This is a genomic window from Ruegeria sp. G10 (assembly GCF_056533645.1).
Genome location: NZ_JBQFOQ010000021.1, coordinates 1 through 23,962 on the forward strand (window position 1 = coordinate 1; position 23,962 = coordinate 23,962).

Consider the following 23,962-nt stretch of genomic DNA (forward strand, 5'->3'; position numbering starts at 1 on the left):
ACCGCAATCGTAAATGGGCACAAACAGTCCAAAATCAGCAGCCTGATGCCCTGGAATTACACCGCTGACGTGTGATCGGCGCACCGCTTACACAGAGCTTGCGTGCCTATCAATGCTCATTAGTGCTCGCCACTTCCTTCCGAGAAGAACACCACGGATACACGCCGACCGATCTCGGGCTCATGGTCCCGCGACAGCAGTTCTGCTTCGTGGATCACGTCGAACATAAGATCGTGAACCTTGGGGGAACGCAGGCTGTCTTGCTCAAGCTTGGTAAGTACCTCTTGGAGTGCGATATAGCCCTTCGGCAGGTCTTCGTAGGCGAAGCTGTCTCGCACTTCCTGCTTCGCTTGCTCCCAGTACGGGTCCAGCAGTCTGCTCCAGCTTTCGCAAATCATCTCGATGGCGGGAAGTGAGAGATGCCCGAAACGCTGCTGGTCGTCGATGGCTGTTCGATCCCAACGGTTCATAAACTCGGCACATGCCTTCATAAGGCTTTCCACACGCGCAGGCCGAAGGTCCCATTCCGTTAGCTCCCCAAGCTGCCCAGATACGACTTCCAATGCGTCTGTGAGCTGATCAATGGACATGTGAGCGGTTTCCTGGCTAAGGCTTTTTGTCCGCTCATATGCTGCGTTCAACATCTGCGCACAGCGCACCTGTCCCCGTTCTATCTGGATTCCACCTTTGTCGTGCTTAAGCATAATCAGGCGAGGTGGCAAAAAACTGGTTGGCTTGTCTGTGCCCTTTAGGTGCAGAGCAGTGAAGCTTTCCCTTGCGGACAACAGCGCCAGCTCCGCACCCCACGTGCCCTCGATCCTTGCCTTAGTGATCAATTCGTATCTTGCCGGGTTGATCGTCAGCTTTGTGTGCGAGAGGACGTCATGAAGATTGTTTGTGCGAAGCCGCCTTGGGGCTCGAAGGTACTCCACCACGCTTTCCAAAATAACCTCGGCGTCCTCAGAGCCTTCTTCCTGAACCGCGTCGATCAACTCCTCACCAGAAAGGGTTTTGTAGTTCTCAATCCGTTGCGCGATCTTCTCATCGGACGCAAACCGCCCAACAGGCACGTCAACAAGGTTGTAGTTTACTATCCCAAATTGGCTGTCGATCCGGTCTATTCTCCCTAGCCCCTGAATAAGTTCCTTGAGGTTGGAAGTTACTCCGAGCAAAACGAGTGTATCTGCTGATTGCAGGTTGATGCCTTCGGCCATCTTGTAGGTCATGAAGACAGAGGCTGGTCCTTTTGGTGCCTTCCTTCCGCCAGGCCGAAAGAACTGCTCTACCGACTTACCAGTCACGATACGCTTGAATCCATCAGGGCCCTCGCCAAAGATGGCCTTCACTGCACGATCTTCGCCTTTCGTTTGGTTTCCTACGACGAAGTTGGTGTGGTGGCCTTCGCGAGAAAGCGCCTCCGCAAAAATCTCGAGCGTGTCTGTTCGTTCCGCCAAGAACACAACCCGATCTTTGATTGCCTGTATGTCGAGGCAAGCTTGATAGCGGCGCTCGTCCAGCTCTTTCAGCGGTTTTGCCTCGAGCTTTCTTTCTAGTGCATCACATGTGTTCGTCGGTCCAGGTTGGTCTATGCCCAAGAGCGAGAACATGTCTGACTGGTTCGCGTGTGACTTGCCCTTGCGCGCTCTGGAGCCGCCTTCGAACTCCCGCAACCATTTGCCAATCACACCGTGGGACATCTCCCAGCTTGCTTGGGCCGAATTGACCCTAAGGATATTCAACAGGTTCCGGATGTGGAGCTGATCTTGGGTGCTCTGCTGGGTTCGCACGTGACCGAACCGGCTCTTCTCAACAGCAGTAACTCTTCCTCCTGGTGAAAGCTCACGGCAGAGTTCAACGATGTCTTCCAGCAGCTGTTCATGCTTCTTCGTCACTTTGAGCGAAGTGGGACGTCCATGGTTGGTCAACTCCGGATAGCTGTGTTTGGTCCGATCCTGACTTTCTCCGATGCAGTGACGCTGCCGACGCGTTAGGAACGGCGAAATCAGCGCGGCTAGCTCTGACCTCGCCTCCCTGGAGAGGGCTGTGTCTGGCTCTGTGACGATAGTAAGCGGAGCTCCTTGATGAAAGATGTCAGTTGGTTTTTGCATCTCTCGTTGGAAGAGATCGCCCATTTCCTGGATATAGTCTGGCGTCATAAAAATGGATGCGCGTTTCTCCTGCATATGCGCGAGCCAGTCGACGTCGCGATTGCCGAGTAGCGTTGCTGAAAGACAGACGTTCCAACTTGGCGGAGCCAGCTCAATTGCTGCCGCCATCTGCGAAGCCTGTTCAAATCCTGGCGTGACCGTGTGACTTTCATCAATGATCAGAACGCCAAACTGATCGAGGCGGAGACCCGATTTTGCGTGATCTCCGGCTCCTCTGAGCTTCTGCTTTGCTAGCTTGCTGTTCGCAATCGCCGTGAGAGAGTTGGTTGAATGCCTTTCCCAACTGGGGATGACTTTTGGTGGTGCAATCACCGCGGTGTTTTTCCTTGAGACACCGTGCACCGGCGACTTGGGAATGACCCTCGCAAAGGTTTCAGAAAGCGCCTCGGCCAAATGACATCCGATTTCAGTCTTTCCTGATCCTGTTGGTGCCTCGACGAATGCGATGCCGTGGTCGTAGGCGATGGAGCAGGCTTCGTAGGTCAGTTCCTGTTGGTAGCCAAAGAGCGTGTGGCCAGTAATCGATTGCCGCTGTCCGGTGAGCCAGGGCTCGAATCCTCTTTGCTCAGAGATCATCCTCGCCATGGCATCTTCAGCAGTCACTGGCTTGATAAGCTTGTCGAGGATCTCCAGTGCCTCATTGTTCCAGTCGACTGAAACGTCCCAAACCTGCTCAGCGGCCTGGGTCCTTTCTAGCTGAAGCTCATGGCTACCTGTATCTAGCCCATCCGCATACTCGATGTTTCGATAGAGGCCTGATTTTGAGAAGTTGGCCGAGCCAGCCACTGCGCCCTTGGACGAACTAACGATCTTCGAATGCAGCCGACGCTCACCTGAAATGCCCAGCTTTTCTTGAGCAAGGTCTGGATCAAAAACCCTAAGTTGGATGTTCCCTTCAGAGATCGCATGCCTAGAGAGAACAGCAAGCAGATCTTCGTCGTCATCAACCTGAAGTCCCGAACGCTCTAGCCAAAAGAGTTTCATCTCTTCGGTAACAGGTGTCCGTTGGCCGAGGCGCTTTGCGTTTGCCGTATCGATCCCAAATGCGATCCGAATTTGGGTTTCGCTTCCGAACTCCGGGTTCCTCAGCTCAGGCATCTCATTCATCAAGATGGCTAGCGACGACAAGAAGTCCTGGTAGCCAGTGACGATCAAACAGTCGCCTGACAATATATGCGGCCGGTAGAGGTCGATCACCGGCCGATCGATGTTGGTCGCAAAGTCAGAAACTGGCTTTTGCGGCGAGGTATCGGAATCATGTGGTTCCGGACCGGAGATTTGCCTTGGTTTGGCGCGCAGCCAATTTGGTAGCGAAAACAACTCGAAGCCAGTCTTTGCGAAATGCTCGTTTCCACTTTGTTATCGCGTTGCAAGTCTGGCAATACCTCTCAACACAAACAAATTGAGATTTGAGCGATTGCTATCCCTAAGCGAAGCAGACGAGCTTTCGGCGCATAGAGAGCATCAGAGCTCGATCCTGACTAGCGATTAAAGTTGTTTTGAGTGCATTAGGCCCGTGCAGGTCACCTCATATACAGTCCCCTTAATGAAGGTCTGCTTTGTTAACGCTGCAATGCAGCACACAAAGCAAAGCAGAACTTCCGGTTTGGGCCGATGGCTAGGTAGTGGCAAGCGGGGCAGGGGCCTTTACTGCGTCTGCGCCGAGGTCGGCTGTGAGCCCACTCTTACGGGTGCTGCGGTTTGCATGAGAGCCTGCTTCTGCGAAGTAGCATGCTTTGTGTTGGCAGTGCCGCAGCGTTGAAAAACATGGTTGACGCTGCGATTCAGAAAAACGATTCCTCGCACGCCGGGTCATCATTTGAGAGCTCTGTAGGCGTCCAAAATCTCATTAGCGAGCAGGTCGATATCAGTGTAGTCGGTCGCATGGTTGATCACCGAAACACGAATGATCTGTCGATCCTTCCAAATGCCATGGCTGGGATACACCCGGGCCATTTCTTGAATTCTTTCTAAGACCTTCGTCGTTAACTCGTCTGTTTCAAAGGCTATGGCTACCTGGTTCAGAACGACGTCATTCAATATCTCGACACCCGGAACAGCGCGCAATCGGTCTGCCAAATATGTTGCAAGGGCGCAGTGGCGCGCAATCATCAACCGAACGCCCTGCGCCCCTAAGTGTCTAATAATTGCGTAGCTCGGGATGCCTCGCGCACGCCGACTTAGCTCGAGCGTGGAGTCGCTTGGCTCCCAAGTCTCGCCTAGCTCTGGGAGATATGCACCACGCGCGCTCATCGCGGACACCAAGGCCGCACGGTCGCGCACAATACAAAGCCCGGCGTCATAAGGTGCGTTGAGCCATTTGTGCAGATCCACAGCCCAGCTATCTGCAGCATCAACGCCTTCCACCCGATCGCGCAAGTCGGGCACAGCATGCGCCCATAAACCAAATGCACCATCCACGTGCACCCAGCCACCAGCGTCGTGAACCATCGGAATGGCTTCTGCAAATGGGTCGGAAGCTCCCGTATTGATCTGGCCAGCTTGGAGAATAACCAGTGGAGGTCGCTTACATTCTGCGAGCGCTACTTCGAGCGCACTGATGGAGATGCGACCTTGATCATCGGTTGCGAGGCGTGTCGCTCGGCCAAGCCCCAGTCCTGCATATCGAACGCCAGCCATCGGCGCGGAATGGGCCGCATCCCCCAAAATGATCGGAATGTCCGGCGCGCCGAAGAGACCATTCTTTACGAAGTCCCATCCTTGTCTTTGCAGTAGGGCATCACGCGCCGCGATGATTCCTTGGGCATTAGCAACAGTTGCCCCGGAAACGATGCCAACGCCGCTGTCCTCAGGCAGGCCTAGAAGTTCAAGGCACCATTGGCAAACCGTTTGCTCGATAAGGGCAGCAGACGGGCTTTCCCAAGAAGAGGCAGAGTTTTGACCCCATGAGGTCACAAGAAAATCTGCAGCCGCGCCCACTGGCATAGAGCCACCACAAACATAACCAAAGAACCTAGGGGACGTATGGGCATGGAGGCCCTTGCCAGCAATCGCAATCAAATCCTCGATCACGGACGATGCGGCTGTGCCTTGATCGGGAAGTGTGCTGTCGAATTCCAAAGCCAAGGCCGAAGGGCGTAGTTCTGGCTTGACTGCGGCTTCCGCAAGGGTGCCTCGATACGCTATCGCCTCGCGTGCTGCGTGTAACATAGCCGTGCGGTCGTCTGCACTCAGTGGCGCTACCTCATTATCTGGCATGCAAATCTTTCTCGATCAATTTTTGTCGAAGGGAGGCTAGCTGGGGTCGGGATAGCAGTCGAGCTTTTCCTCAGTCGACGTAGTTGTTTGCCTGCGGCCAGACTGGAGATCCATACAGTTGCTTTGATGGGCAGCTCATCCCGCAGACTGTATGTTCGACTGTCGCTTGTTTTCTCTCTAGCAGCGAGTGGCAGGTTCGACGGGCTGCACCGCGAAATCGCCGATAACGGCAGGATGTCCATGGAAAGACGGTTTCTTCTTCGATCGCGACAGTATTCACACCGTTATCCAGCCAGACCTCGAGATGCCCCTACCTGGTCTGAAGATAGCTTACCACACAAATAACGCCAATGTCGGCGTCTCGGGCCAGCAGGGCGGCTGGTTCGGCTTCAGTCTTGACGTTGAGCAATGTCCCGAGCCCGGCAACCTCACCCAGATTGCGGCCCACCTTCGTCGCGCTAAGCCCAATGGCGGCGACAACCTCAACGCCGCGCTCGACAAGCAGCCGGGTGATGACCCTACCCACTTCGCCGACACCGCAGACGACAGCACTCGCAGGCCGAGGCTTCCTTGAGGTAGTCGTCATTCACCCGAGACTTGGCGTTCATAGTCAGCGTTGTCATACCAGCCGAGCGACTTGGTGACCTTGAGATCGTCGTCCAGATCCCACTCCTCCCAGTCAGAGAACTTCACATGGTTCCCAGTGTCTTTGTGGTGTCCTTCGAAGGTCCAGGCATAGACCATGTGATGATCAGCAACCAAAATACTGTCGAGTGTCAGAACGAGATCGGGAAAGTCAGCCATGAAGCCTGCGGCCATGTCGGCGATTTCCATCTGGCTTGTCATGGGATCGCCACCATTCATTCCCATGGTGGTGTTCTTTGCGTAGCGGCATGCCACCGCCTTCGGGTTCCGGTCCGTCCAAGCCTCGCAATGCGCTTGCGCCACTCTTTCTGCAGTTTCACGGTCAGGTATCATAGCGCCCCCCCCAAGAAGACAGCATCCTCTTTTCAATGACGTTACCGTAGAGCCACAGAATTTATCAAGCCGCTGGCCAAGGCCATCACGGCCAGATGAACACTAAAGCTAGGATACCTCGATTTTAGAAGCGCGGCACAGGTGATATGAGTGACCTGTTCTGACTGACTGACAAGCAGATGGCCAAGCATTCCCCGTTCTTTCAGCGGTTGCATGGTAAGCTACAGGTCGATGAAAAAAGGGGGCTGAGTGGGATTATCTTCATCAACCGCAATGGTTTGCGGTGGCGGGGCGCTCCCAATGAATACGGATTGCACTTGACGGCTCTATAGCCGGTGCAAGCCTCGGAGTGAGAAAGGTATCTTCGCTTGGATGATGGTCGGCCTTCCATCGAAACTACGTTTCGACTGCCGAGCAGTGGACGCGACCTATCTGAAACCACATCGTACCGCGACCAGCATGGCCGCAAAAAGGGCAACGTGGCCGCCTGATTGCCCGAACCAAGAGGGGCATGAATACCAAACCACATGCTATCGGTGATAGCCAGGGACAGCCGATCATCAATTCTGTCACCGCTGGCTAAGTTAGCGACTATATCGGTGCGCGAGCGCTATTGCGCAGTATTCCAGATATCGACTGGTTGCTGGGGGATCGCGACGACGATGCGGACTGGTTCCGAGGCGCTTTGAAAGACGAAGGAACAAGCACCTCCATGCCGGTTCGAAATCAACGCAAGACAACCGTGAAGTATGAAGAGCGCCGATACGAACGGCGCAGCCCGATCGAGATCAAGTTTGGTAGGCTCAACGGTTGGAGGCGCGTAGCGACACGCTATGATCGCTGTCCCAACGTATTCCTCTCCGCATTCGCACTTACAACAGCCGTCATCTATTGGTTATGAATCCAGAGCCTAGACTGAGTATGGTCTCGATAGTCTCCAAATGAGGCACGGGCCACTGAGAAGTCGCCGCTGTCAATACAAAGTAAACTCAGGCCCAAAACCGTAAACGGGCGGCATTGCTTCAGAGGCGAGGGTTCAAAGGAAAAAACAACGTGGACTGCTCTTGAAAGCCAGGCAGTTTATTGGCCGCAGGATCGATTTGTTGGCCAATAGAGCACTTGCTTACCGGGCTCAATCGTCGCGTTTGATTGCTTCCGTTTCAATGTTGATCCTCACTTCATCGCCAACAAGCCCGTTCGCCACACCGTAGTCCATCCCGAACTCGCTGCGCAAAATGGATGCGTCCAGCGATAGTCCCAAAACTTCGCGTTTATGGCCAAATGGGTATTCTGCTACTTTGTTGAGCGTTACGTTCAGGGTTACCGGAAGAGTTTGATCCAGAATCGTCAACTCTCCGGCCACAGTTCCGCTGCTGGCGTCCGAAGCTGTACCACCGTTTGCAACAAACTTGATTTCGGGATACGTCGAGACATCCAGAAAGTCTCGGTTTCTAACATGACCGTCGCGCGCGTCGTTGAACGTGTTTACGGACGCCGCTTGGATCACAACCTCTACGTCGCGCAACTCTTGCGTCTCAGTGTCGTAAAAAAAGTTGCCCGACACTTCTGTGAACACACCAAGTGTTTTTGCGTAGCCGATGTGATCGATTGTGAAATAGATAGCTGTGTGCGTTGGATCGAGCTCATACCGCGCCATATCTGCGTTTGCCGCTATCGCCCATCCGCCAAATGCAGCCGAGGTTACAATGGTTCGTGTTGCAACGCCAAATTTGCCTGAAACGGTTTTTTCGCGCGCAAATACCATAGTTCTAATACCTCCAAATAGGAACTAACATTGAGAGTAATATAGGTTGCAGAGAGGCAAAGGCCGAAAAAAACATGAGCGACACCATAGTTCGCTGCGCGACATGGAACATCCATCGGGCCAAAGGGTCAGATGGACAGGTCAATCCAAACCGCGTGACCAACGCAATCAGGACGGAACTGGCGCCTTTGGGTTTGGACATTCTGGCGCTGCAAGAAGCAGATGAGGAATGTCGACCGCATGCTCGAATTATTGACGTGCGAAAAATCTCCGAACTTACGGGGCTGCCCTACGCGCAAGATGCCCCAACGTTGCGTTGGGGCAGTCAGAGCGACGGATTTTTGGGAAGCATCCTGTTTCTAGGTAAGAGGTTTCAGCGCACCCATGCAGATGTGATTGATCTGCCAGGCCATTGCCACCGGGGTGCTCTGGCGTTCGAAACGCTGGTTGAAGGTTTTCCATTACGCATCATGACAATGCATCTCTCCTTGTCGCAACCGTTGCGCATCATCCAAATGCGTACCATTGGGCAGTACCTACATCGTCGCCCAAATATGCAAACGCTCATGCTGGGCGACTTCAATGAATGGCGGCCCTGGGGCGGTTTGATGTTTCATCAACGGATCGCAGGAACCACCTTTCAGGGGCCTGCGCGAGCCAGCTTTCCGAGTCGATGGCCTTTCTTACCACTGGATAGAATCTTGACGGATTTGCCGGGCGCGATTTCAGAGGTTCACGCACTAAAATCAGACGTTCTGGTGCATGCTTCAGATCACTTGCCTTTGACTGGCGTTGTTAAGCTTGGGAAAAGCGCGTGAGCGGTTGGTTGCCCGCAAAACTACCCGAGGGTCGTTGGCGTACTAGTTTGCTCTGTAGATCAATCGGGTGACATGCATGTTTGGCGGTGAACTCTATAACACGACACGGCCTGCGGAGGTAGTACCGCCTACTGCCAACCTGTGTCTGGCCTGCGCGGTGATCGCTCTCGCACTCACAGGATGTGCATTGATGGCGTTTGGTTCAGCGCTGACCCCTTTGCTTGTTTTTGGCTTAGTCGTCGCGTTTCTAGTGCCCAGCCTGCGACAAACCTACCCGCATGAAGCACTGGGTTTGTGCAATCTGGTGACCCTTATCCGCGTTGCTATGGTTGCATTCTTGACTGGGAGCCTGATGGCGCCAAACGCGAGCCCTTGGTTGGTGTTTATGGTGGCAACAGTCGCATTCGCATTGGACGGTGTCGATGGCTGGTTGGCGCGGCGGTCGGGACTGACTTCACGCTTCGGAGCAAGATTTGATATGGAAACGGACGCCCTGCTAGGCGCTGTGCTCTCTGTTTGGCTGTTGGTGTCAGGCACAGCCGGTCCAGAAATTCTGGTTCTGGGCTTCATGCGCTATGTGTTCTGCGCCGCGGGTTTGGCCCTGCCTGCATTAAGGGCCGACTTACCGGAGGCGTTCCGTCGAAAAGCTATTTGCGTGGTTCAGATTGGTGCGTTGGTTACCCTCCTGTTCCCCTTGACGCCAGCTATCGCGGTTTTGCCAATATCGTTTACGGCCGCGATACTTCTTGCTTGGTCGTTCTTAGTGGACATCAAGTGGCTTCTCGGACGCGCTGAATGAAACAAGCATTTTTCTTCGCCTGGGGTGCTCTTGCTGTATTTGCCGTTCTCGCACTTCCGAACCATCCGAACGCCTTTGGTTGGGGGGTGTTTATGCGCTGGCCGCTGGAGTTGCCCGTAATCCTGCTTTTGGTTGTGTTACTGGGGCCCCGTCTTATCTTCGTTCACGTGATCGCGCTGGCTTTGTTGGCAGTCATTGTTTTGAAGATCGCCGACTATGCAATGTTCAGCGCTTTTGACAGGCCGTTTAATCCGGTCGTTGATATGCCCTTAATCGCTGCAGGGTTTTCATTCGCCCGCGATAGCCTTGGTTTGCTTGTATTTGTTTTTGCAGTGTCGTTGGCCATTTTGTTGCTGGCCTTGCTCTACGGTTTAATGGTCCAGGGCCTTGCCACTTGGGCGTCACTTGGACAAAATGCAAAAACGGGATTGGCTGTAGCTTTGATAGGTGTTGGCTGCACTGGATGGGCTATCGCTGATGCGGGTCATCACCTTAGTTTCTGGAAATTGGAGAACAGCCCGCCGGGGACCACCTGGACCTCTCGCTTAGCAATAAATCGCGTTGGTCAAATACAGAGAACAACCAGAGATTTGGCCAAGTTTCGTGAGGCCGCAGGTTCAGATACCTATGCCAATCAGTCCGGATTGTTGAACAAGCTTGATGGTCGGGATGTGCTTTTGATCTGGATTGAAAGCTACGGTCGCGCCAGCTTCGACAACCCGCTGTATGCGCCAACGCATCTCGCAACGCTGCGGTCTGCTCAGGCTGAAATCGCGGGTTTGGGACTTGCCATGAAAAGCGGTTGGTTGACCTCGCCAACGGTGGGCGGACAAAGCTGGTTGGCGCATGGAACCCTGGGATCCGGCTTGTGGACCGCCGATAACGGGCGCTATCAGGCGATGATCGACAGTGGGCGCAAATGGCTATCTCATATCGCGCAAGCGGCGGGGTATCGGACAGCCGCTGTCATGCCTGCAATCACAAAGGACTGGCCCGAAAGCGGGGCTATGGGGTTTGAGCTTGTTTTCGACAGGGCCCAAATCCCCTATGCGGGCGAGAGTTTTCGCTGGGTTACGATGCCCGACCAATTCACATTGGCTGCTTATCCCGATCTTTTGCCGCCGGACCCGAGACCTGATTTTGTCCAGATCGCTCTGATCTCTTCACACGCCCCTTGGACTCCAATCGCCGACGTAATCCAATGGCGGGATGTAGGCGATGGCACCGTCTTCAACGAGATGGCCACGCGGGGACCGACACCTGAAGTGTTGTGGAAAGACCCAGATGCCGTGCGGGATGCGTATCGCAGATCGGTAGACTACGTTTTGCAAGTCGTCTTTTCTCATGTTCTTCAACTAGTCGACGATGCACCACTGGTCATTGTCGCTGGGGACCATCAGGCCGCTGGATTTGTATCAGGCAGTGACAGCAAGGATGTAGCTGTTCATATGATCGGACCCCCGCAAGTCTTGGACCACATCGACCATTGGCGTTGGACAGAGGGGCTTATACCCACATCCGACGTACCTGTTCGCCGAATGGACAGGTTCAGGGACAACTTCATAGCTGCCTTCTCTGACAAGACCTCAACCGCAATGGTGACGCGATGAACCGGTATTGGGTCAGGTTGGGGGTATCGATCACGTTGATTTTCGTATTACTTTGGTGGACGGATTTGGCGCGTATCGCTGATCATCTGCGGATGCTCAGCCCGGGATGGGTAGGCCTTGCGATCCTTGCAACCACTGCCGCAACCTTCTCGATGGCATTCCGATGGCAACTTACAGCGCGCGCGTTGGATATTCGGTTTGATTACTCTTTTGCCTTGCGCGAATACTATATCGCGCAGCTGGTGAATATGGTTCTGCCCGGCGGCGTTCCGGGGGATCTGACCCGTGCGGTTCGGGCGAGGAAGAAAGCAGACCTCAAACGCTCAGCTCAATCGGTTTTGGCGGAACGGCTGTAGGGACAAATCGCGATCATGGCCGTCCTTTTTCTGGGCATTAGTGTTGCGCTAATGCGTCCCGGAGGCTTCGATCATCCTGAACTTAGCATGATAGTTCTTGCTGTGTTGCTATCGGCCCTAGCTGTGGTGAGCCTTGTATCTCTTGCCCTTCCATCAATTGGGAGGTTCGTTGTCTTTTTGATCAAGTTACAACGTCAGACGGCCTTTGTTTTGGTCGGCTTAGCCAGCTCTGCTTGTCTGATACTGGGCTTTTACGCGTCAGCAAGGGCTGTTGGGGTTGTCATACCATCAGGCGGCTTGTTTATCATTATTCCTCTGGTTTTGACTGCGATGCTGGTTCCTATGTCGATTGGAGGTTGGGGTTGGAGGGAAGGAGCCGCTGCTGCCTTATTTCCAATAATCGGGGCGTCATCCAGTGCGGGTGTTGCTTCGGGTGTCACTTATGGTGCCGTCATCCTGATCGCCGCGCTGCCAGCAGTTGTAATTCTGCTGTGGCTAAGATGGATTGAACCGCAACTAACAACAGGGAAGAGAAATTCACCATGACACAGCCTACCCACCTTACGCGCCGTTTTTTTCTCCAAACCGGAGCAGCCGGTTTTGCTGCTTCCGCATCCGGGTTGCCTGCGTTAGCAGCCAATCTACAACCCGTGAATTTCCAGCTGTCCTGGCTGCATTCCGTGCAGTTCGGCGGAAGTTACATTGCGAAAAAAAGAGGGTATTGGTCTGATCTTGGTTTGGATGTCTCACTTGCCCAAGGCGGTCCAAACGCGCCTGTCGAGCCGCCTGTTGTTTCAGGAACTGCTTTGGTCGGGATATCTGCTGCGGACTATACCGCCGCCGCCGTGGCACAAGGCGCGCCGTTCAAAATCATCGCCGTTGCAATGCAAAAGAATCCGTTCGCGATAGCATCTCTTGTGGCCAACCCGGTAAACGAACCCGCGGATCTGATCGGCAAGAAGATCGGTATGGCCGTTGCGAATACGCCCGTCTTGCAAGCCTTGTGCACGTTGAACGGGATAGACATCGACCAAATTGAAATTGTCCCCACTCAATATGACCCGGCACCGTTGGTCAGTGGCCAGGTGGATTGCCTGCTTTGCTGGGAAACAGATTTGCCCGTCGCCATGACTGTGCAGGGCGTAGACAACACCACAATGCTCATGGCTGACTACGGGTATGCCGTGCATTCTCAAACCTATATCGCCACCGAAGACTCTCTTGCACAAAGGCGCGCAGAGCTTGTGTCTTTGCTGAAAGGCGAAGTCATGGGGTGGAAGGATTATCACAAAGATACCGACGCCGCCGCCGAGTTGACGCTAGAAATGTTCCCTGATGCAGGTCTGGATCTCGCCGCGCAAAAACTGCAAGCCGCGCGGCAAGTGCCGTTGATGTTCTCGGATTTGACGGCCGATTACGGGTTCGGGTGGTTCACCGAGGAGACCGTGGCGGCCAATGTCGAAACACTCGCGCTGTTAGACCGAACCGTCACTCCTGACCTCTGGGACCGATCGCTGCTGGAAGAGGTTTATGGCTGACCTGAGGGTTGACGCGTGACCACGACCGGAATTTCGTGCAACAGAATTCGTAAGAGTTTTGATAGCACAGAGGCGGTGTCAGAGCTTTCGATTGAATTTCAATCCGGACAGACGACGGCATTGGTTGGCCCGTCCGGCTGCGGAAAATCAACCGTTCTGCGAATGATAGCAGCGTTAGAAACGCCCGACACGGGGCATATCGCGATTGGCCGTGAATCACCAAAGCAGGTCGCCCGACGCGGGGGACTTGCGATGGCGTTTCAAGACGCATCGCTGCTACCATGGCGAACCGTAAGATCGAACATCGCATTGGGTGCGGAACTCGCTCGCAAACCGGCGGATCGCGTAGATGACCTGATCGATCTTGTAGGGCTCGATGGGTTTGCCGAGCATCGACCTGCTGAACTGTCAGGTGGTATGCGCCAACGCGCTGCAATCGCGCGCAGCCTGATTTCTGATCCAGAAGTCCTGTTGTTGGACGAACCTTTTGGGGCCGTCGATGCGATCACGCGTCGTCGATTGAATCGAGAGCTCCCGCCATTGTGGCGTGAGCGCCAAACGACAACACTTCTCGTTACGCATTCCGTGGAGGAGGCGGTTTTGCTATCGGATCGCGTGATCGTGCTATCACCTCGGCCCGCGCGTATCTTGGCCGATATACAGGTTGATATTAACCGAGACTGCACGGTTTCCGTTGCATCTTCACCAGAGTATCGCGCTTTGGTGACGCAAGTTCTAGCCGCGTTGGAGGAGGCTGAGTAGGTGGCACCGGGACGTATCATGCTGGGCGTTTTGCTTGTGCTTCTAATTTGGGAAGGCTTGGCACACGTTCAGCCAAACAGCGTGTTGATCAGCGGACCATCTGATATCGCGAAGTATGTCAATGATCATTCTGGGCTGCTGTTCAGGGCTGCGGCAGAAACCTTAAGGAATGCCGCGCTCGGGTTCTTTTGGGGGAACCTGGCGGCGATGGTCTTGGCCTGCATTGTGATTTTGGTCCCGAAGTCAGAATGGGTAGTCTCGGCGCTCGCGCTTCTAGTGTTCTGCATTCCGCTGATCGCGAGCGGCCCGATTTTACGGGTCCTGTTCGGGCCCGGAGCGGGTCCACAGATCGCTCTGGCGGCACTGGCTGTTTACTACACCACATTCCTGGCCTTGGTAGTGGGTCTTCGGGCTATCTCGCAAAGCTGGACAGATTTGATGACCGTTTACGGTCGGGGCCGCCTGTCGACTCTGTACATTGTGCGATTCAGAGCCAGCTTGCCTTACCTGTTCGTGGGATTGCAGATCGCGGCGCCAGCTGCCTTTCTGGGTGCGATGATTGGAGAATTCACAGGCGCCGAGCGAGGATTAGGTGTTTTGACCTTGCGGGCTATGCGCGGTCTTCAAACGGATGCGACCTGGGCGCTGGCGGTTGTTTCCGCATCATTGGCTATGCTCGGGTATGCGTGCGTTGGCCTGCTCAAAAGTAAACTGACACCACATGCACCGACAATACTGCTATCGACGCCCAGAGTTGGTCAAAAGCGCACTTTGTCTACTCGAATACTCGGTATTGTTTTTATGTCTGCCATGGTTTTGGTTCTGTGGCAGGGACTGATGGATTTGTTTAACCTGAATTCGTTCTTCGCGAAGCGACCAGCAGATATTTGGGCCTTCGTTTCCAACACCATGAACTTGAACACATTGCTAACTGCGCTTGGCGAAACCCTGGCTTCTGCGATACCCGGATATCTCGCCGGTTTGGCCCTTGGTGCGGGACTGGCTGTGATTTTAACGCTTTGGCCACCAGCGGCGCGGGCGATTATGCCAACGGCCATCGCTTTGCGCGCCGTGCCGATCATCACAACTGCGCCATTGCTGGTTCTGGCATTTGGGCGCGGCTTTACGGGGACCGTTGCAATTGTCGCTGTGATGGTTTTCTTCCCAACTCTCGTCGCTTGCCTGCAGGGCCTGCGGCAGACCCCAAAGCCAATCGTGGATGTTTTTGAAAGTTACGGCGCCAGTCGGTCAAAGCTACTGCGATCCGCCCAGATCCCCGCCATGTTGCCCGCTTTATTCGCATCTGCCCGCATGGCAGTACCGGCAGCGCTATTGGCGGTCACTACAGCTGAGTGGCTGGCAACCGGGCGCGGCATAGGCGTGTTGATGGCGCTGACCGCGAGTACATCTAACTACAATATGCTGTGGTCCTGCGTAGTCCTTTTGTGTCTTGCGGCAGTTACAGCATACGCCGCAGTTGCATGGTGCGAAAAGCGAGTTCTAAGTGTTTATGCGAGCGAGCAGGTGGTATGACAGAGGCTGTTTTTGCGATCCCAGGTGATAAAGACCAGCGTACGGGCGGTTTCATCTATGAAGCCACAGTATTGAAGGTGCTGAACGAGATGGGTTGCAAAACCGAACATCTGCAACTGCCGCGCGGCTTCCCCAACCCAACGCGGGACGATATGGCAGCGGCACTGCATGCGCTGCGTGCCGTCCCCGAAACGCGCCCGATTATCCTTGATGGGCTGGTATTCGGTGCAATCGACCCGGGGGGGTTGGAGCGGGTAAGGGCCCCGATCATAGCTATGATACACCACCCTCTTGGATTGGAAACTGGGTTGCCGACAGAACGGGCCGAATTCCTGCTCAAAAACGAAGCGGCAGCGCTCCGACACGCCGCCCACATAGTTGTTCCCAGTCCAGAAACTGCGCGCGTTCTGGTTGACGAATTCGACGCAAACCCGGATCTGATAACCATTGCCGCGCCGGGTTTCGACCGTCCAGAGGTGCGTAAGAAGCCAAAGTGCCCTCCTTTGATTTTATCGGTTGGCTTACTGGCCCGCCGCAAAGGGCATGACACGCTGTTAAGGGCGCTCGCTACAATCAAGGACTTGGAATGGCAGGCCGTTATCGTCGGTAAGGAACACGACGCAATCACCGCGCATGAACTTTACTTCCAATCAAAGGCCCTCGGTCTAGCCGAGCGCGTGAAATTCGCCGGAGAGTTGGACCAAGCCCCGTTAAATGATTTGTTCAACTCGGCGACCCTTTTCGCGCTTGCGACCCGATACGAAGGCTACGGTATGGTTCTCAGTGAAGCGATGATGTTCGGGCTTCCAATCGTTTCATGCCATGTGGGCGCCGTGCCTGAAACAGTAGGTGACGCAGGGGTGCTGTCCCCACCCGAGGACGCTCTGGCCTTCGGGGCTAATTTGCGCTTGCTTCTTGAAGACCAGAGCACGCGAACACGTTTTGGAATGCTGTCGGAGCTAAGATCAATGTCTCTACCATCGTGGTGCGATACGGGTGGGAAATTTGCCGGCGTGATCAAATCACTCGTCGAAAAGAACAAATCAGAGAACTTTTGAGCAAGAGCATCACGAATATGTATTTCGAGGATTGGCATTCTTGGTAGGTCAATCATGCCATATTAAGATCGAATAATGAAATACCTGCTCCAAACCCCAACTGCCAGAGCAATCCTCATGGCACTCTTCGTATTCATTGCTGTGAGGGTATGCAGCTATGACGGCTATGAAATAGCCGAATATCAGATGCCTGACAAAGAGTATTGGGGCGTTGGAGGCAAGCCCTAGTCTAACTATCGTCAAACCGTTAAATAATTGATATGCTCCGCCCCCCGAGGCTCCCTCATTCATAACGACAGTTTGCAGGTCTGATTGGGATGTTCTTCGTCGTCAGCTTGGGCAAGCGCATCGAGCGCGGGCCGAACTGGCTGCGCCCGCGGAAACCGACCGATGCGCTGAGACTCTGCAATGTGCCGACCTCACCTGAAAAACTATGGCAGTTCAAATATGATGCCGCACTCGCTTCAAGGCTGATTGGCTAACGCTTATCAATTTGACTATCGCCTTGTGGTTGGGCGCTTCCTCGACGCCTCTAAAGGGCTGAACCCCTTAGAATTTTGTGGTCCGCCTATTGGTGGCCATGAGTTACTGGTGCGCATGCCTTAAACCTGAACTGTGTTTATCAACTCGGTTATCGGGTTCGCTAACTTCGGCGTCGGGCAACAAAGTTTTTCAAGATCACAGCGGGTATCGTGTTGCTCTTTGGCAGGTGCTGAAAATCTCACTGCAATACGCGACGTTCGCTCATATTTTAGGCCGCTAGAACGCTGCCTCTGCACTTAAGTCGCCGTACACAATGCTGTCACGTTGAGCCCTTAAGCAACGGCGTAGCGACGGCGCTGAAAGGCATCAAATGAGAGATTTCGAGAACTGCGGTTCCACAATTGGAAACTTGACCAAAAAGCAGAAGTTTCAGAACCACCGCCCCATGCGCCGCGAAATGGCCCAGCTGTTTCAGGGGGCCTCTCCGGCGGGGACGGCCAGCCTGATCTGCGACTGGGCGTTGCATTTGATGTCCGCACCGGACAAGCAGGCATCGCTGGCGCGCAAGGCACAGCAGAACTGGATGGATTGGCTGACCTATGTCGCCAAAGGCTGTCCGGCAGACGAAGAACCGATTGCGCCCGCCAGAAATGACCGCCGTTTTCTGGATGAAGCCTGGGCGAAACCGCCCTTTGCTGCGCTGGCGCAAGCCTTTCTGCTGGCCGAGGATTTCGCCGATCACGCCACATCCGATGTTCCGGGGCTGAGCCCGGCGAATGATGCCGCGATGACCTTCATGGCGCGGCAGATGATGGATGTTTTTGCGCCGTCAAACTTCCTGCCGACCAACCCTCAGGCGCTGGATCGCTCCGCCCAGACCCATGGTGCCAACCTTGTTGCCGGGGCGTCGGCCTTTCTGAAAGACTGGCAGGCGCAGGTTCAGGGGACCAAACCCAAACCCGCCCAGCAGATCGGTCTGGATATTGCGGCCGCGAAGGGCAAGGTGGTTTATCAGAACCACCTGATGGAACTGATCCAATATGAGCCGACCACCAAATCGGTGCAGGCCGAGCCTTTGCTGATCGTACCGGCCTGGATCATGAAATATTACATCATGGACCTGAGCCCCGAGAATTCGATGGTGCGCTATCTGGTTGATCAGGGTTTTACCGTCTTCATGATCTCGTGGCGCAATCCGGGGGCCGAGGATGCCGGTTTGGGCATGGCGGATTACCTGGAACAGGGGCCACTGGCTGCGGTGTCCTTCATCAAAGAGGCAACAGGCGCGGCGCAGGTCCATGCAGCCGGGTATTGTCTGGGCGGAACGCTGCTGTCCATCGCGGCGGCTAAGCTGGCCAGAGAGGGTGACGACAGCCTGCGCAGCATGACGCTGATCGCGGCGCAGACCGATTTCACCGATGCTGGAGAGCTGATGCTGTTCATCAACGAAAGTCAGGTCTCGATGCTGGAAGACGTGATGGAGGCGCAGGGGTATCTGGATGCCAGCCAGATGGCCAGCGCGTTTCAGATGATCCGGTCCAACGATCTGATCTGGTCGCGGATGATCCATGCCTACCTCATGGGCGAAGAGGCGGCGCCGATGACCGATCTGATGGCGTGGAATGCCGACAGCACGCGGCTTCCGGCGCGGATGCATTCGGAATACCTGCGGGGGATGTTCCTCAACAATGATCTGGCGACGGGGCGGTTTGTGGTCGACGGGCATGCCGTCTCGCTGCGCGACATACGCATTCCGATCTTTGGTCTGGGGACCGAGACGGACCATATCGCGCCGTGGAAATCGGTGTTCAAGATCCACAACCTGAGCCACGCGGATGTCACCTTTGCCCTGACGAATGGCGGGCACAATGCGGGCGTGATCTCAGAGCCGGGGCACAAGCGGCGTCATTTCCGCCTGCACACAACCCGCGATCAGGACCGGACGCTGACCCCCGGCGACTGGCTTGAGACGGCCGGACAGCACGAGGGCAGCTGGTGGCCCGCATGGGGCCAGTGGCTGTCCGATCAGTCGAGCGGACGGAAAGGGCCGCCCCAGATCAAAACGGCGCTGAGTGACGCGCCCGGCACATATGTGCGGATGGAGTAGGACCATGCTGGCGGAAACCGGGTTTCTGAAAGGGAAAAAGGGTCTTGTGGTGGGCGTGGCCAATGAACATTCCATCGCTGCCGGCTGTGCGCTGGCCTGCCGGGATGCGGGTGCTGACATCGCGATGACCTATCAGTCGGAAAAAGCGCTGCGTTTTGTTCAGCCGGTCATCGATGCGGTTGAGGCTGGGATTGTCATGCCGCTGGACGTGACCGATGCAAGCCAGACCGAGGCTGTGTTCGACGCAATCCAAAAGCAATGGGGGCGGCTGGATTTTCTGGTCCATTCGATTGCCTATTGCCCGCGTGAAGACCTGCACGGGCGGGTTGTAGACTGCTCGCGCGAGGGGTTTGGCGTGGCGATGGACATCTCGGTCCATTCCCTGATCCGGCTGGCCAAACAGGCGGAGCCTCTGATGTCCGACGGTGGCACGATCCTGACGGTATCATACCACGGCGCAGAAAAGGTGGTGGACCACTATAACGTCATGGGCCCCGTGAAAGCCGCGCTTGAGGCCACGGCACGCTATCTCGCGGTTGAGCTTGGGCCGCGCAATATCCGGGTCAATTCCATGTCGCCCGGCCCGCTGGAAACGCGGGCGGCGTCGGGGATCGACCATTTCGATGAGCTGATCGAGGACGCAAAACGCAACGCGCCGCTGCACCGGTTGACCACGATCGAAGAGGTCGGCGCGATGGCAGCCTGCCTTGTGTCGGATTTCGCCCGGTCCGTCAGCGGCAATACCGCTTACATCGACGGGGGGTACCATGTCGTCTGATCAGGATGCAGATATCGGTTTCATCGAGAATCGACCCTTTGACGAGATCAAGCTGGGTGACAGTGCCGAGCTGTCGCGCACCCTGACCGCGCAGGATATCGACGCCTTTGCCGTGGTCTCGGGCGATGTGAACCCTGCGCATGTCGATGAGGAATTCGCGCAGGATGATATCTTTCACAAGGTCATCGCCCACGGTATGTGGGGCGGTGCGCTGATCTCGAACGTGCTGGGCACGCAATTGCCGGGGCCGGGTACGATCTATCTGGATCAGTCGCTGAAGTTCCTGAAACCCGTGGGTATTGGCGACACCGTCACCGTGCGCGTGACCGTGACCGAGAAACAGGCCGACAAAAAGCGCGTTGTTCTGGAATGTCTGTGCACAAATGGCGATAGTAAGCCCGTTATCACCGGGCAGGCTGTTGTGATCGCCCCCGACAGGAAAATCCGCAGGCCAAGGGTGGCCATGCCGGACCTGGTCCTGCACCGCCGGGGGGCCGTCTATGACCGTTTGCTCAGCGCCGCCCAACGCGCGCCCGCGCTGCCCACGGCCGTGATCCATCCATGTGACGAAAGCGCGCTTGAGGGCGCGTTATCCGCCCGCGATCTGGGCCTGCTGGACCCTGTTCTGGTCGGGCCGCGCGCGCGGATACACGAGGCCGCAGACGCTGCCGGGCTTGATATTACCGGGCTGGAGATTATCGACACGCCGCACAGCCATGCCTCGGCCGAGGCGGCAGTTCATCTGGTGCGGGACGGGCGGGTCAGCGCGCTGATGAAAGGGGCGCTGCACACGGATGAGGTCATGTCCGCCGTTGTGTCCAAGGCCAACGGGCTTCGCAGCGAACGCCGGATGAGCCATATCTATGTCATGGATGTTCCGACCTATGCCAAGCCCCTGCTGATTACGGATGCGGCCATCAACATCGCGCCTGACTTGCAGACAAAGGCGGATATGATCCAGAACGCCATCGATCTGGCGCGCGCCATTGGCATTGAAACGCCCAAAGTGGCCATCCTGTCAGCGGTTGAGACCATTACGCCCCGGCTGCAATCCACCGTCGAGGCGGGCGCGCTGTGCAAAATGGCAGATCGAGGCCAGATCACCGGCGGCATTCTGGATGGTCCGCTGGCCTTCGACAACGCGGTCTCAATGCACGCGGTCAACACCAAGGGCATCACGTCCGACGTCGCCGGTCAGGCCGACATACTGATCGCGCCCGATCTTGAGGCCGGCAACATGATCGCCAAACAGCTCATGTATCTTGCGGGTGCCGAGGCCGCCGGTGTCGTTCTGGGGGCGCAGGTCCCGATCATGCTGACCAGCCGGGCAGATGATAAACGCACACGCATTGCCTCGGCGGCTATTGCCTCTTTGTACACACAGACTGTTCAGTGAAAGGGTGAACAAAGCTTTGGCCAACATTGACTCATATTGCTTATGCCTCCGGATCTAGTGGCGTGGTTTCAAGCCAGTATGGTTTTAACCTCGTAAGTATTTCTGCCGCTTATCGGACTGTTTGGGAGGGTTCTTTGATTTCTATGCAGGTGAAAAAAGCGCATTGGGAGTCTAAGCCTAACTGGCTCAAGGATTAGAGGCGCTCAACCATCTGCTACGCTCGCTGTCCCAAGAAGTTTGTTTCTACGCCGGCGCTCACTCAGCGACCGATGTCCACTGGTTAACTATCCTGCCCCTAGCGACAACTTCACCTACGGTGGCTTTGTCGCCCAGGAGCGCGACACCAAGAGGGCCATAACCGCGCGCTTGCAGCGAACGGCAGCAATATGGGCCGCAATTGCTGCATTGAAAACGGCTCGCAAGGTCAGCTCTGGGCCGCTATGGCTGGATCAGCTGACGGCGGAGCACGGCCTGTGCTGCAACGGCATCTTGGTCTGGTATGAGACCATTCTGCTTCTTTCTGGGGAATTAACAAATGACCGGCCCCGCAGAGCGCCATCTCATCCCAAAACCCGTTCAAGTCTGAAAGACTGACAGGTTCTCCCTCAGCCAGTTGGACAGGTCGCGCGGCGATTGTCCGGTGATCTCCCTGACTGTTGATGTGGTTTCCCTCTGGGTCGAATCCCGGAATGCGCGGTCCAGACCGATAAGCAGGTCAGCAAAGAAAGCGTTGATACCCGCTGCTAACAGTCCCGCTCTTTGTTGTTCGGGGCTGCGGTGTTCGTATGTCACATCCCGGTCTAGTAGCCGTCCAAGTTCGATCGCGATTTCTGACATGGACCAGCACTTTGGCCCGGTGAGGTGATAAGCGCGCTGCACGGTCGGGTCAAAATCGCTTTCCAGAGTCTTTTGAGCAACGTCCGAGACGTCACGGGTATCAATAAAGTTGGTTTTCCCGTTTCCGGCCGCGCCGCCCCAAACACCTGCGGCAATGGCAGGGCCTGCGTTGAGAAGAACGTCCATGAAGGCAGAAGGACGCAGGACCGTATATCCGATATTCTGGCGCGCCAGATGTGCTTCGATTTCCATATGCCAGTCCATGGGATGCAATTTAGAAGGCGGTCCAAAGGCTGAGAGTTTGACGATGTGGTTTAAACCCGAAGCCACCGCAGCATCGATCAGGGCAATCTCATTTTTGGTCTGATCCGGTGACGTGCCATGCGAAATGAAGAGCCTGTCCACACACTCTAGCGCCGCCCGGAGGGTGTCTGGATTGGCAAAGTCCACACAGCAGGGTTCTGCCCCCTCCGGGAGGTTGACCGTTGCAGGATTCCGGGTCATCGCCCGGACCTTGGCGCCTGATGACACCAGGCCTTTGGTCAGTTCCGTTCCGATGCGTCCGGTCGCTCCTGCGATGGCAATTGATCCGGCGAACACGCCTTTGCTGTCTGACATTGGGTCAATCCTTTTGGTTGGTGGGTCGTTTGAATAGTCAAGTCACGAAATGTGTTGTGGTCAGATCAAGCAGCAGCCGGCCCTCTATTGACTCCGCCGAGCGTGCGCGCGAACAGTCGGTGATCGGCATGGTTCCGGTGGCCTCAGCATCGGAAACGTACTCAACATCGAACGCAAGCGATCCTTCTATGTGGGCCGTTTTTCTCGGCATGCGAATGACCTCAGATTCCTGGAGATTGCGCGTTGTTTTGAGACTTCCGACCTAGGTGCCGGGTGCGATCCCGGACAAAAACTGCCGCAACTCATTCGCCACAAGACCGGGCACTTCAAGTTGCGGCGCGTGCCCCGCTTTGAGGATGATCAGGTCTGAATCCGGGAGCGCCGCGTGATAGGCATCTGCGTATCTCATGGGAACAATCTCGTCCCCCGAGCCCCAGATGATCAGAGCCGGCACGGATAACTGTTTTGCCGCTTCATCCAGGCGAAAGGCGTGCCCGGAGGTAACGGCCTTGACCAGCGTATTGAAGAAGGGCGCTTTCGCCTTCAGATCCTGCGCCAGAAACCCCATGATCGGGCCAGGAATATTTGGCGGTTCAATGAAGGCGCTGGCGTACATGTCGGTCATGTAGTCGACGTCGATGTCTTCGGGGTATTCGTAATAAGTGGGAGGCTCATCCAGCGTCATCCCGGTCGCGTTCAGGATCACCAACGCATCAACGCTCTCTGGATAGGTCAATGCATAGGCGGTTGCGACGTGACCTCCCATGGAGTTTCCGCCGATCACCAGGTTTTCTACATCAAGCGCCTTTATAAGGTCACTTAGGAAAGCAACCTGCCCTGCAATGCTGTAGTCGCGCCCGTCGTTTTGAGCGTTTTCACCATGTCCCTGCAGATCGGGCAGGATGACCCGGTAGGTGTCTGTCAGCTCGGAGGCCGTAGCGACAAAGGAATTCTTGTCATCAATGAGGCCATGTAGAAGGACAATGGTCTGCGTATTGCCGACCCCACCTTCAAGGTAGTGGGCCGTGTAGTTGTCCAGAGGAATAGATTGTCTGACGTCAGCACCAATGGGACAGTTTAAGTCGATTTGATAAGAGAGGGTTTCTGGCTCATCGTAACCGCCAAGGAGTGGAGATGAG

20 protein-coding genes and 1 pseudogene are annotated in these 23,962 nt (G+C 55.5%); 15 read left to right on the forward strand and 6 right to left on the reverse strand.

The features are described 5' to 3' along the window. Positions 1 to 119: 119 nt before the first annotated feature. Positions 120 to 3,488, reverse strand: coding sequence for a DEAD/DEAH box helicase family protein (locus ACR0KM_RS20590; RefSeq protein WP_480861641.1), 3,369 nt, complete (start codon positions 3,486 to 3,488; stop codon positions 120 to 122). A gap of 495 nt (positions 3,489 to 3,983) precedes the next feature. Further along, positions 3,984 to 5,387, reverse strand: a complete 1,404-nt coding sequence (locus ACR0KM_RS20595; RefSeq protein WP_480861643.1) for a pyridoxal phosphate-dependent decarboxylase family protein — start codon at positions 5,385 to 5,387, stop codon at positions 3,984 to 3,986. A gap of 187 nt (positions 5,388 to 5,574) precedes the next feature. Here ACR0KM_RS20595 and ACR0KM_RS20600 point away from each other — a divergent pair, with 187 nt between their 5' ends. After that, positions 5,575 to 5,961: a hypothetical protein gene (locus tag ACR0KM_RS20600; RefSeq protein ID WP_480861645.1), complete on the forward strand. Its 387-nt coding sequence runs from the start codon at positions 5,575 to 5,577 to the stop codon at positions 5,959 to 5,961. Between the two features lie 8 nt (positions 5,962 to 5,969). Here ACR0KM_RS20600 and ACR0KM_RS20605 read toward each other — a convergent pair whose 3' ends face one another. Continuing rightward, the gene (locus ACR0KM_RS20605) at positions 5,970 to 6,365 is read right to left on the reverse strand and encodes an ester cyclase (protein ID WP_480861647.1); all 396 of its coding nucleotides are present in this window, start codon (positions 6,363 to 6,365) and stop codon (positions 5,970 to 5,972) included. 179 nt (positions 6,366 to 6,544) lie between these two features. On the opposite strand from ACR0KM_RS20605, the pseudogene ACR0KM_RS20610 reads away from it, so the two are divergent. Next, positions 6,545 to 7,266, forward strand: a pseudogene (locus ACR0KM_RS20610) (IS5 family transposase). Between the two features lie 231 nt (positions 7,267 to 7,497). Here the strand turns inward: ACR0KM_RS20610 and ACR0KM_RS20615 are convergent. Beyond that, positions 7,498 to 8,130: a YceI family protein gene (locus ACR0KM_RS20615; RefSeq protein WP_480861649.1), complete on the reverse strand. Its 633-nt coding sequence runs from the start codon at positions 8,128 to 8,130 to the stop codon at positions 7,498 to 7,500. A gap of 74 nt (positions 8,131 to 8,204) precedes the next feature. Here ACR0KM_RS20615 and ACR0KM_RS20620 point away from each other — a divergent pair, with 74 nt between their 5' ends. From ACR0KM_RS20620 to ACR0KM_RS20680, 13 genes are all read left to right on the forward strand, one after another. Continuing rightward, positions 8,205 to 8,948, forward strand: coding sequence for an endonuclease/exonuclease/phosphatase family protein (locus ACR0KM_RS20620; RefSeq protein ID WP_480861651.1), 744 nt, complete (start codon positions 8,205 to 8,207; stop codon positions 8,946 to 8,948). Positions 8,949 to 9,024: 76 nt separating this feature from the next. Beyond that, positions 9,025 to 9,747 carry a CDP-alcohol phosphatidyltransferase family protein gene (locus ACR0KM_RS20625; RefSeq protein WP_480861653.1) on the forward strand — a complete coding sequence of 241 codons (723 nt, stop codon included), beginning with the start codon at positions 9,025 to 9,027 and terminating at the stop codon, positions 9,745 to 9,747. Beyond that, positions 9,744 to 11,357, forward strand: a complete 1,614-nt coding sequence (locus ACR0KM_RS20630; protein ID WP_480861655.1) for a sulfatase-like hydrolase/transferase — start codon at positions 9,744 to 9,746, stop codon at positions 11,355 to 11,357. Before ACR0KM_RS20625 ends, ACR0KM_RS20630 begins: the two co-directional genes overlap by 4 nt. Beyond that, on the forward strand, positions 11,354 to 11,713 hold the full coding sequence (locus tag ACR0KM_RS20635; protein WP_480861657.1) for a lysylphosphatidylglycerol synthase transmembrane domain-containing protein: 360 nt from the start codon (positions 11,354 to 11,356) through the stop codon (positions 11,711 to 11,713). The genes ACR0KM_RS20630 and ACR0KM_RS20635 overlap by 4 nt, the downstream gene beginning before the upstream one ends. Before the next feature lie 15 nt (positions 11,714 to 11,728). Then, positions 11,729 to 12,259: a hypothetical protein gene (locus ACR0KM_RS20640; RefSeq protein ID WP_480861659.1), complete on the forward strand. Its 531-nt coding sequence runs from the start codon at positions 11,729 to 11,731 to the stop codon at positions 12,257 to 12,259. Next, positions 12,256 to 13,251 (forward strand): ABC transporter substrate-binding protein, encoded by a 996-nt coding sequence (locus tag ACR0KM_RS20645; protein ID WP_480861661.1) that lies wholly within the window; start codon positions 12,256 to 12,258, stop codon positions 13,249 to 13,251. Before ACR0KM_RS20640 ends, ACR0KM_RS20645 begins: the two co-directional genes overlap by 4 nt. Positions 13,252 to 13,326: 75 nt before the next feature. Then, positions 13,327 to 14,013, forward strand: coding sequence for an ABC transporter ATP-binding protein (locus ACR0KM_RS20650; protein WP_480861679.1), 687 nt, complete (start codon positions 13,327 to 13,329; stop codon positions 14,011 to 14,013). Continuing rightward, positions 14,014 to 15,546 (forward strand): ABC transporter permease, encoded by a 1,533-nt coding sequence (locus ACR0KM_RS20655; protein ID WP_480861663.1) that lies wholly within the window; start codon positions 14,014 to 14,016, stop codon positions 15,544 to 15,546. Continuing rightward, positions 15,543 to 16,604 carry a glycosyltransferase family 4 protein gene (locus ACR0KM_RS20660; RefSeq protein WP_480861665.1) on the forward strand — a complete coding sequence of 354 codons (1,062 nt, stop codon included), beginning with the start codon at positions 15,543 to 15,545 and terminating at the stop codon, positions 16,602 to 16,604. The genes ACR0KM_RS20655 and ACR0KM_RS20660 overlap by 4 nt, the downstream gene beginning before the upstream one ends. Positions 16,605 to 16,921: 317 nt before the next feature. Beyond that, positions 16,922 to 17,086, forward strand: a complete 165-nt coding sequence (locus tag ACR0KM_RS20665; protein ID WP_480861667.1) for a hypothetical protein — start codon at positions 16,922 to 16,924, stop codon at positions 17,084 to 17,086. Positions 17,087 to 17,544: 458 nt separating this feature from the next. Continuing rightward, complete coding sequence (locus ACR0KM_RS20670) at positions 17,545 to 19,194, forward strand: PHA/PHB synthase family protein (protein WP_480865562.1); 1,650 nt, start codon at positions 17,545 to 17,547, stop codon at positions 19,192 to 19,194. Positions 19,195 to 19,198: 4 nt separating this feature from the next. After that, positions 19,199 to 19,972 (forward strand): enoyl-ACP reductase FabI, encoded by a 774-nt coding sequence (gene fabI, locus ACR0KM_RS20675; RefSeq protein WP_480861671.1) that lies wholly within the window; start codon positions 19,199 to 19,201, stop codon positions 19,970 to 19,972. Beyond that, on the forward strand, positions 19,962 to 21,368 hold the full coding sequence (locus ACR0KM_RS20680) for a bifunctional enoyl-CoA hydratase/phosphate acetyltransferase (protein ID WP_480861673.1): 1,407 nt from the start codon (positions 19,962 to 19,964) through the stop codon (positions 21,366 to 21,368). The genes fabI and ACR0KM_RS20680 overlap by 11 nt, the downstream gene beginning before the upstream one ends. Positions 21,369 to 21,944: 576 nt before the next feature. Here ACR0KM_RS20680 and ACR0KM_RS20685 read toward each other — a convergent pair. Together ACR0KM_RS20685 and ACR0KM_RS20690 are read right to left on the reverse strand one after the other, a co-directional pair. After that, positions 21,945 to 22,823: an NAD(P)H-binding protein gene (locus ACR0KM_RS20685; RefSeq protein WP_480861675.1), complete on the reverse strand. Its 879-nt coding sequence runs from the start codon at positions 22,821 to 22,823 to the stop codon at positions 21,945 to 21,947. Between the two features lie 262 nt (positions 22,824 to 23,085). Beyond that, the coding region (locus ACR0KM_RS20690) for an alpha/beta fold hydrolase (protein WP_480865564.1) at positions 23,086 to 23,962 on the reverse strand (877 nt) is incomplete at its 5' end.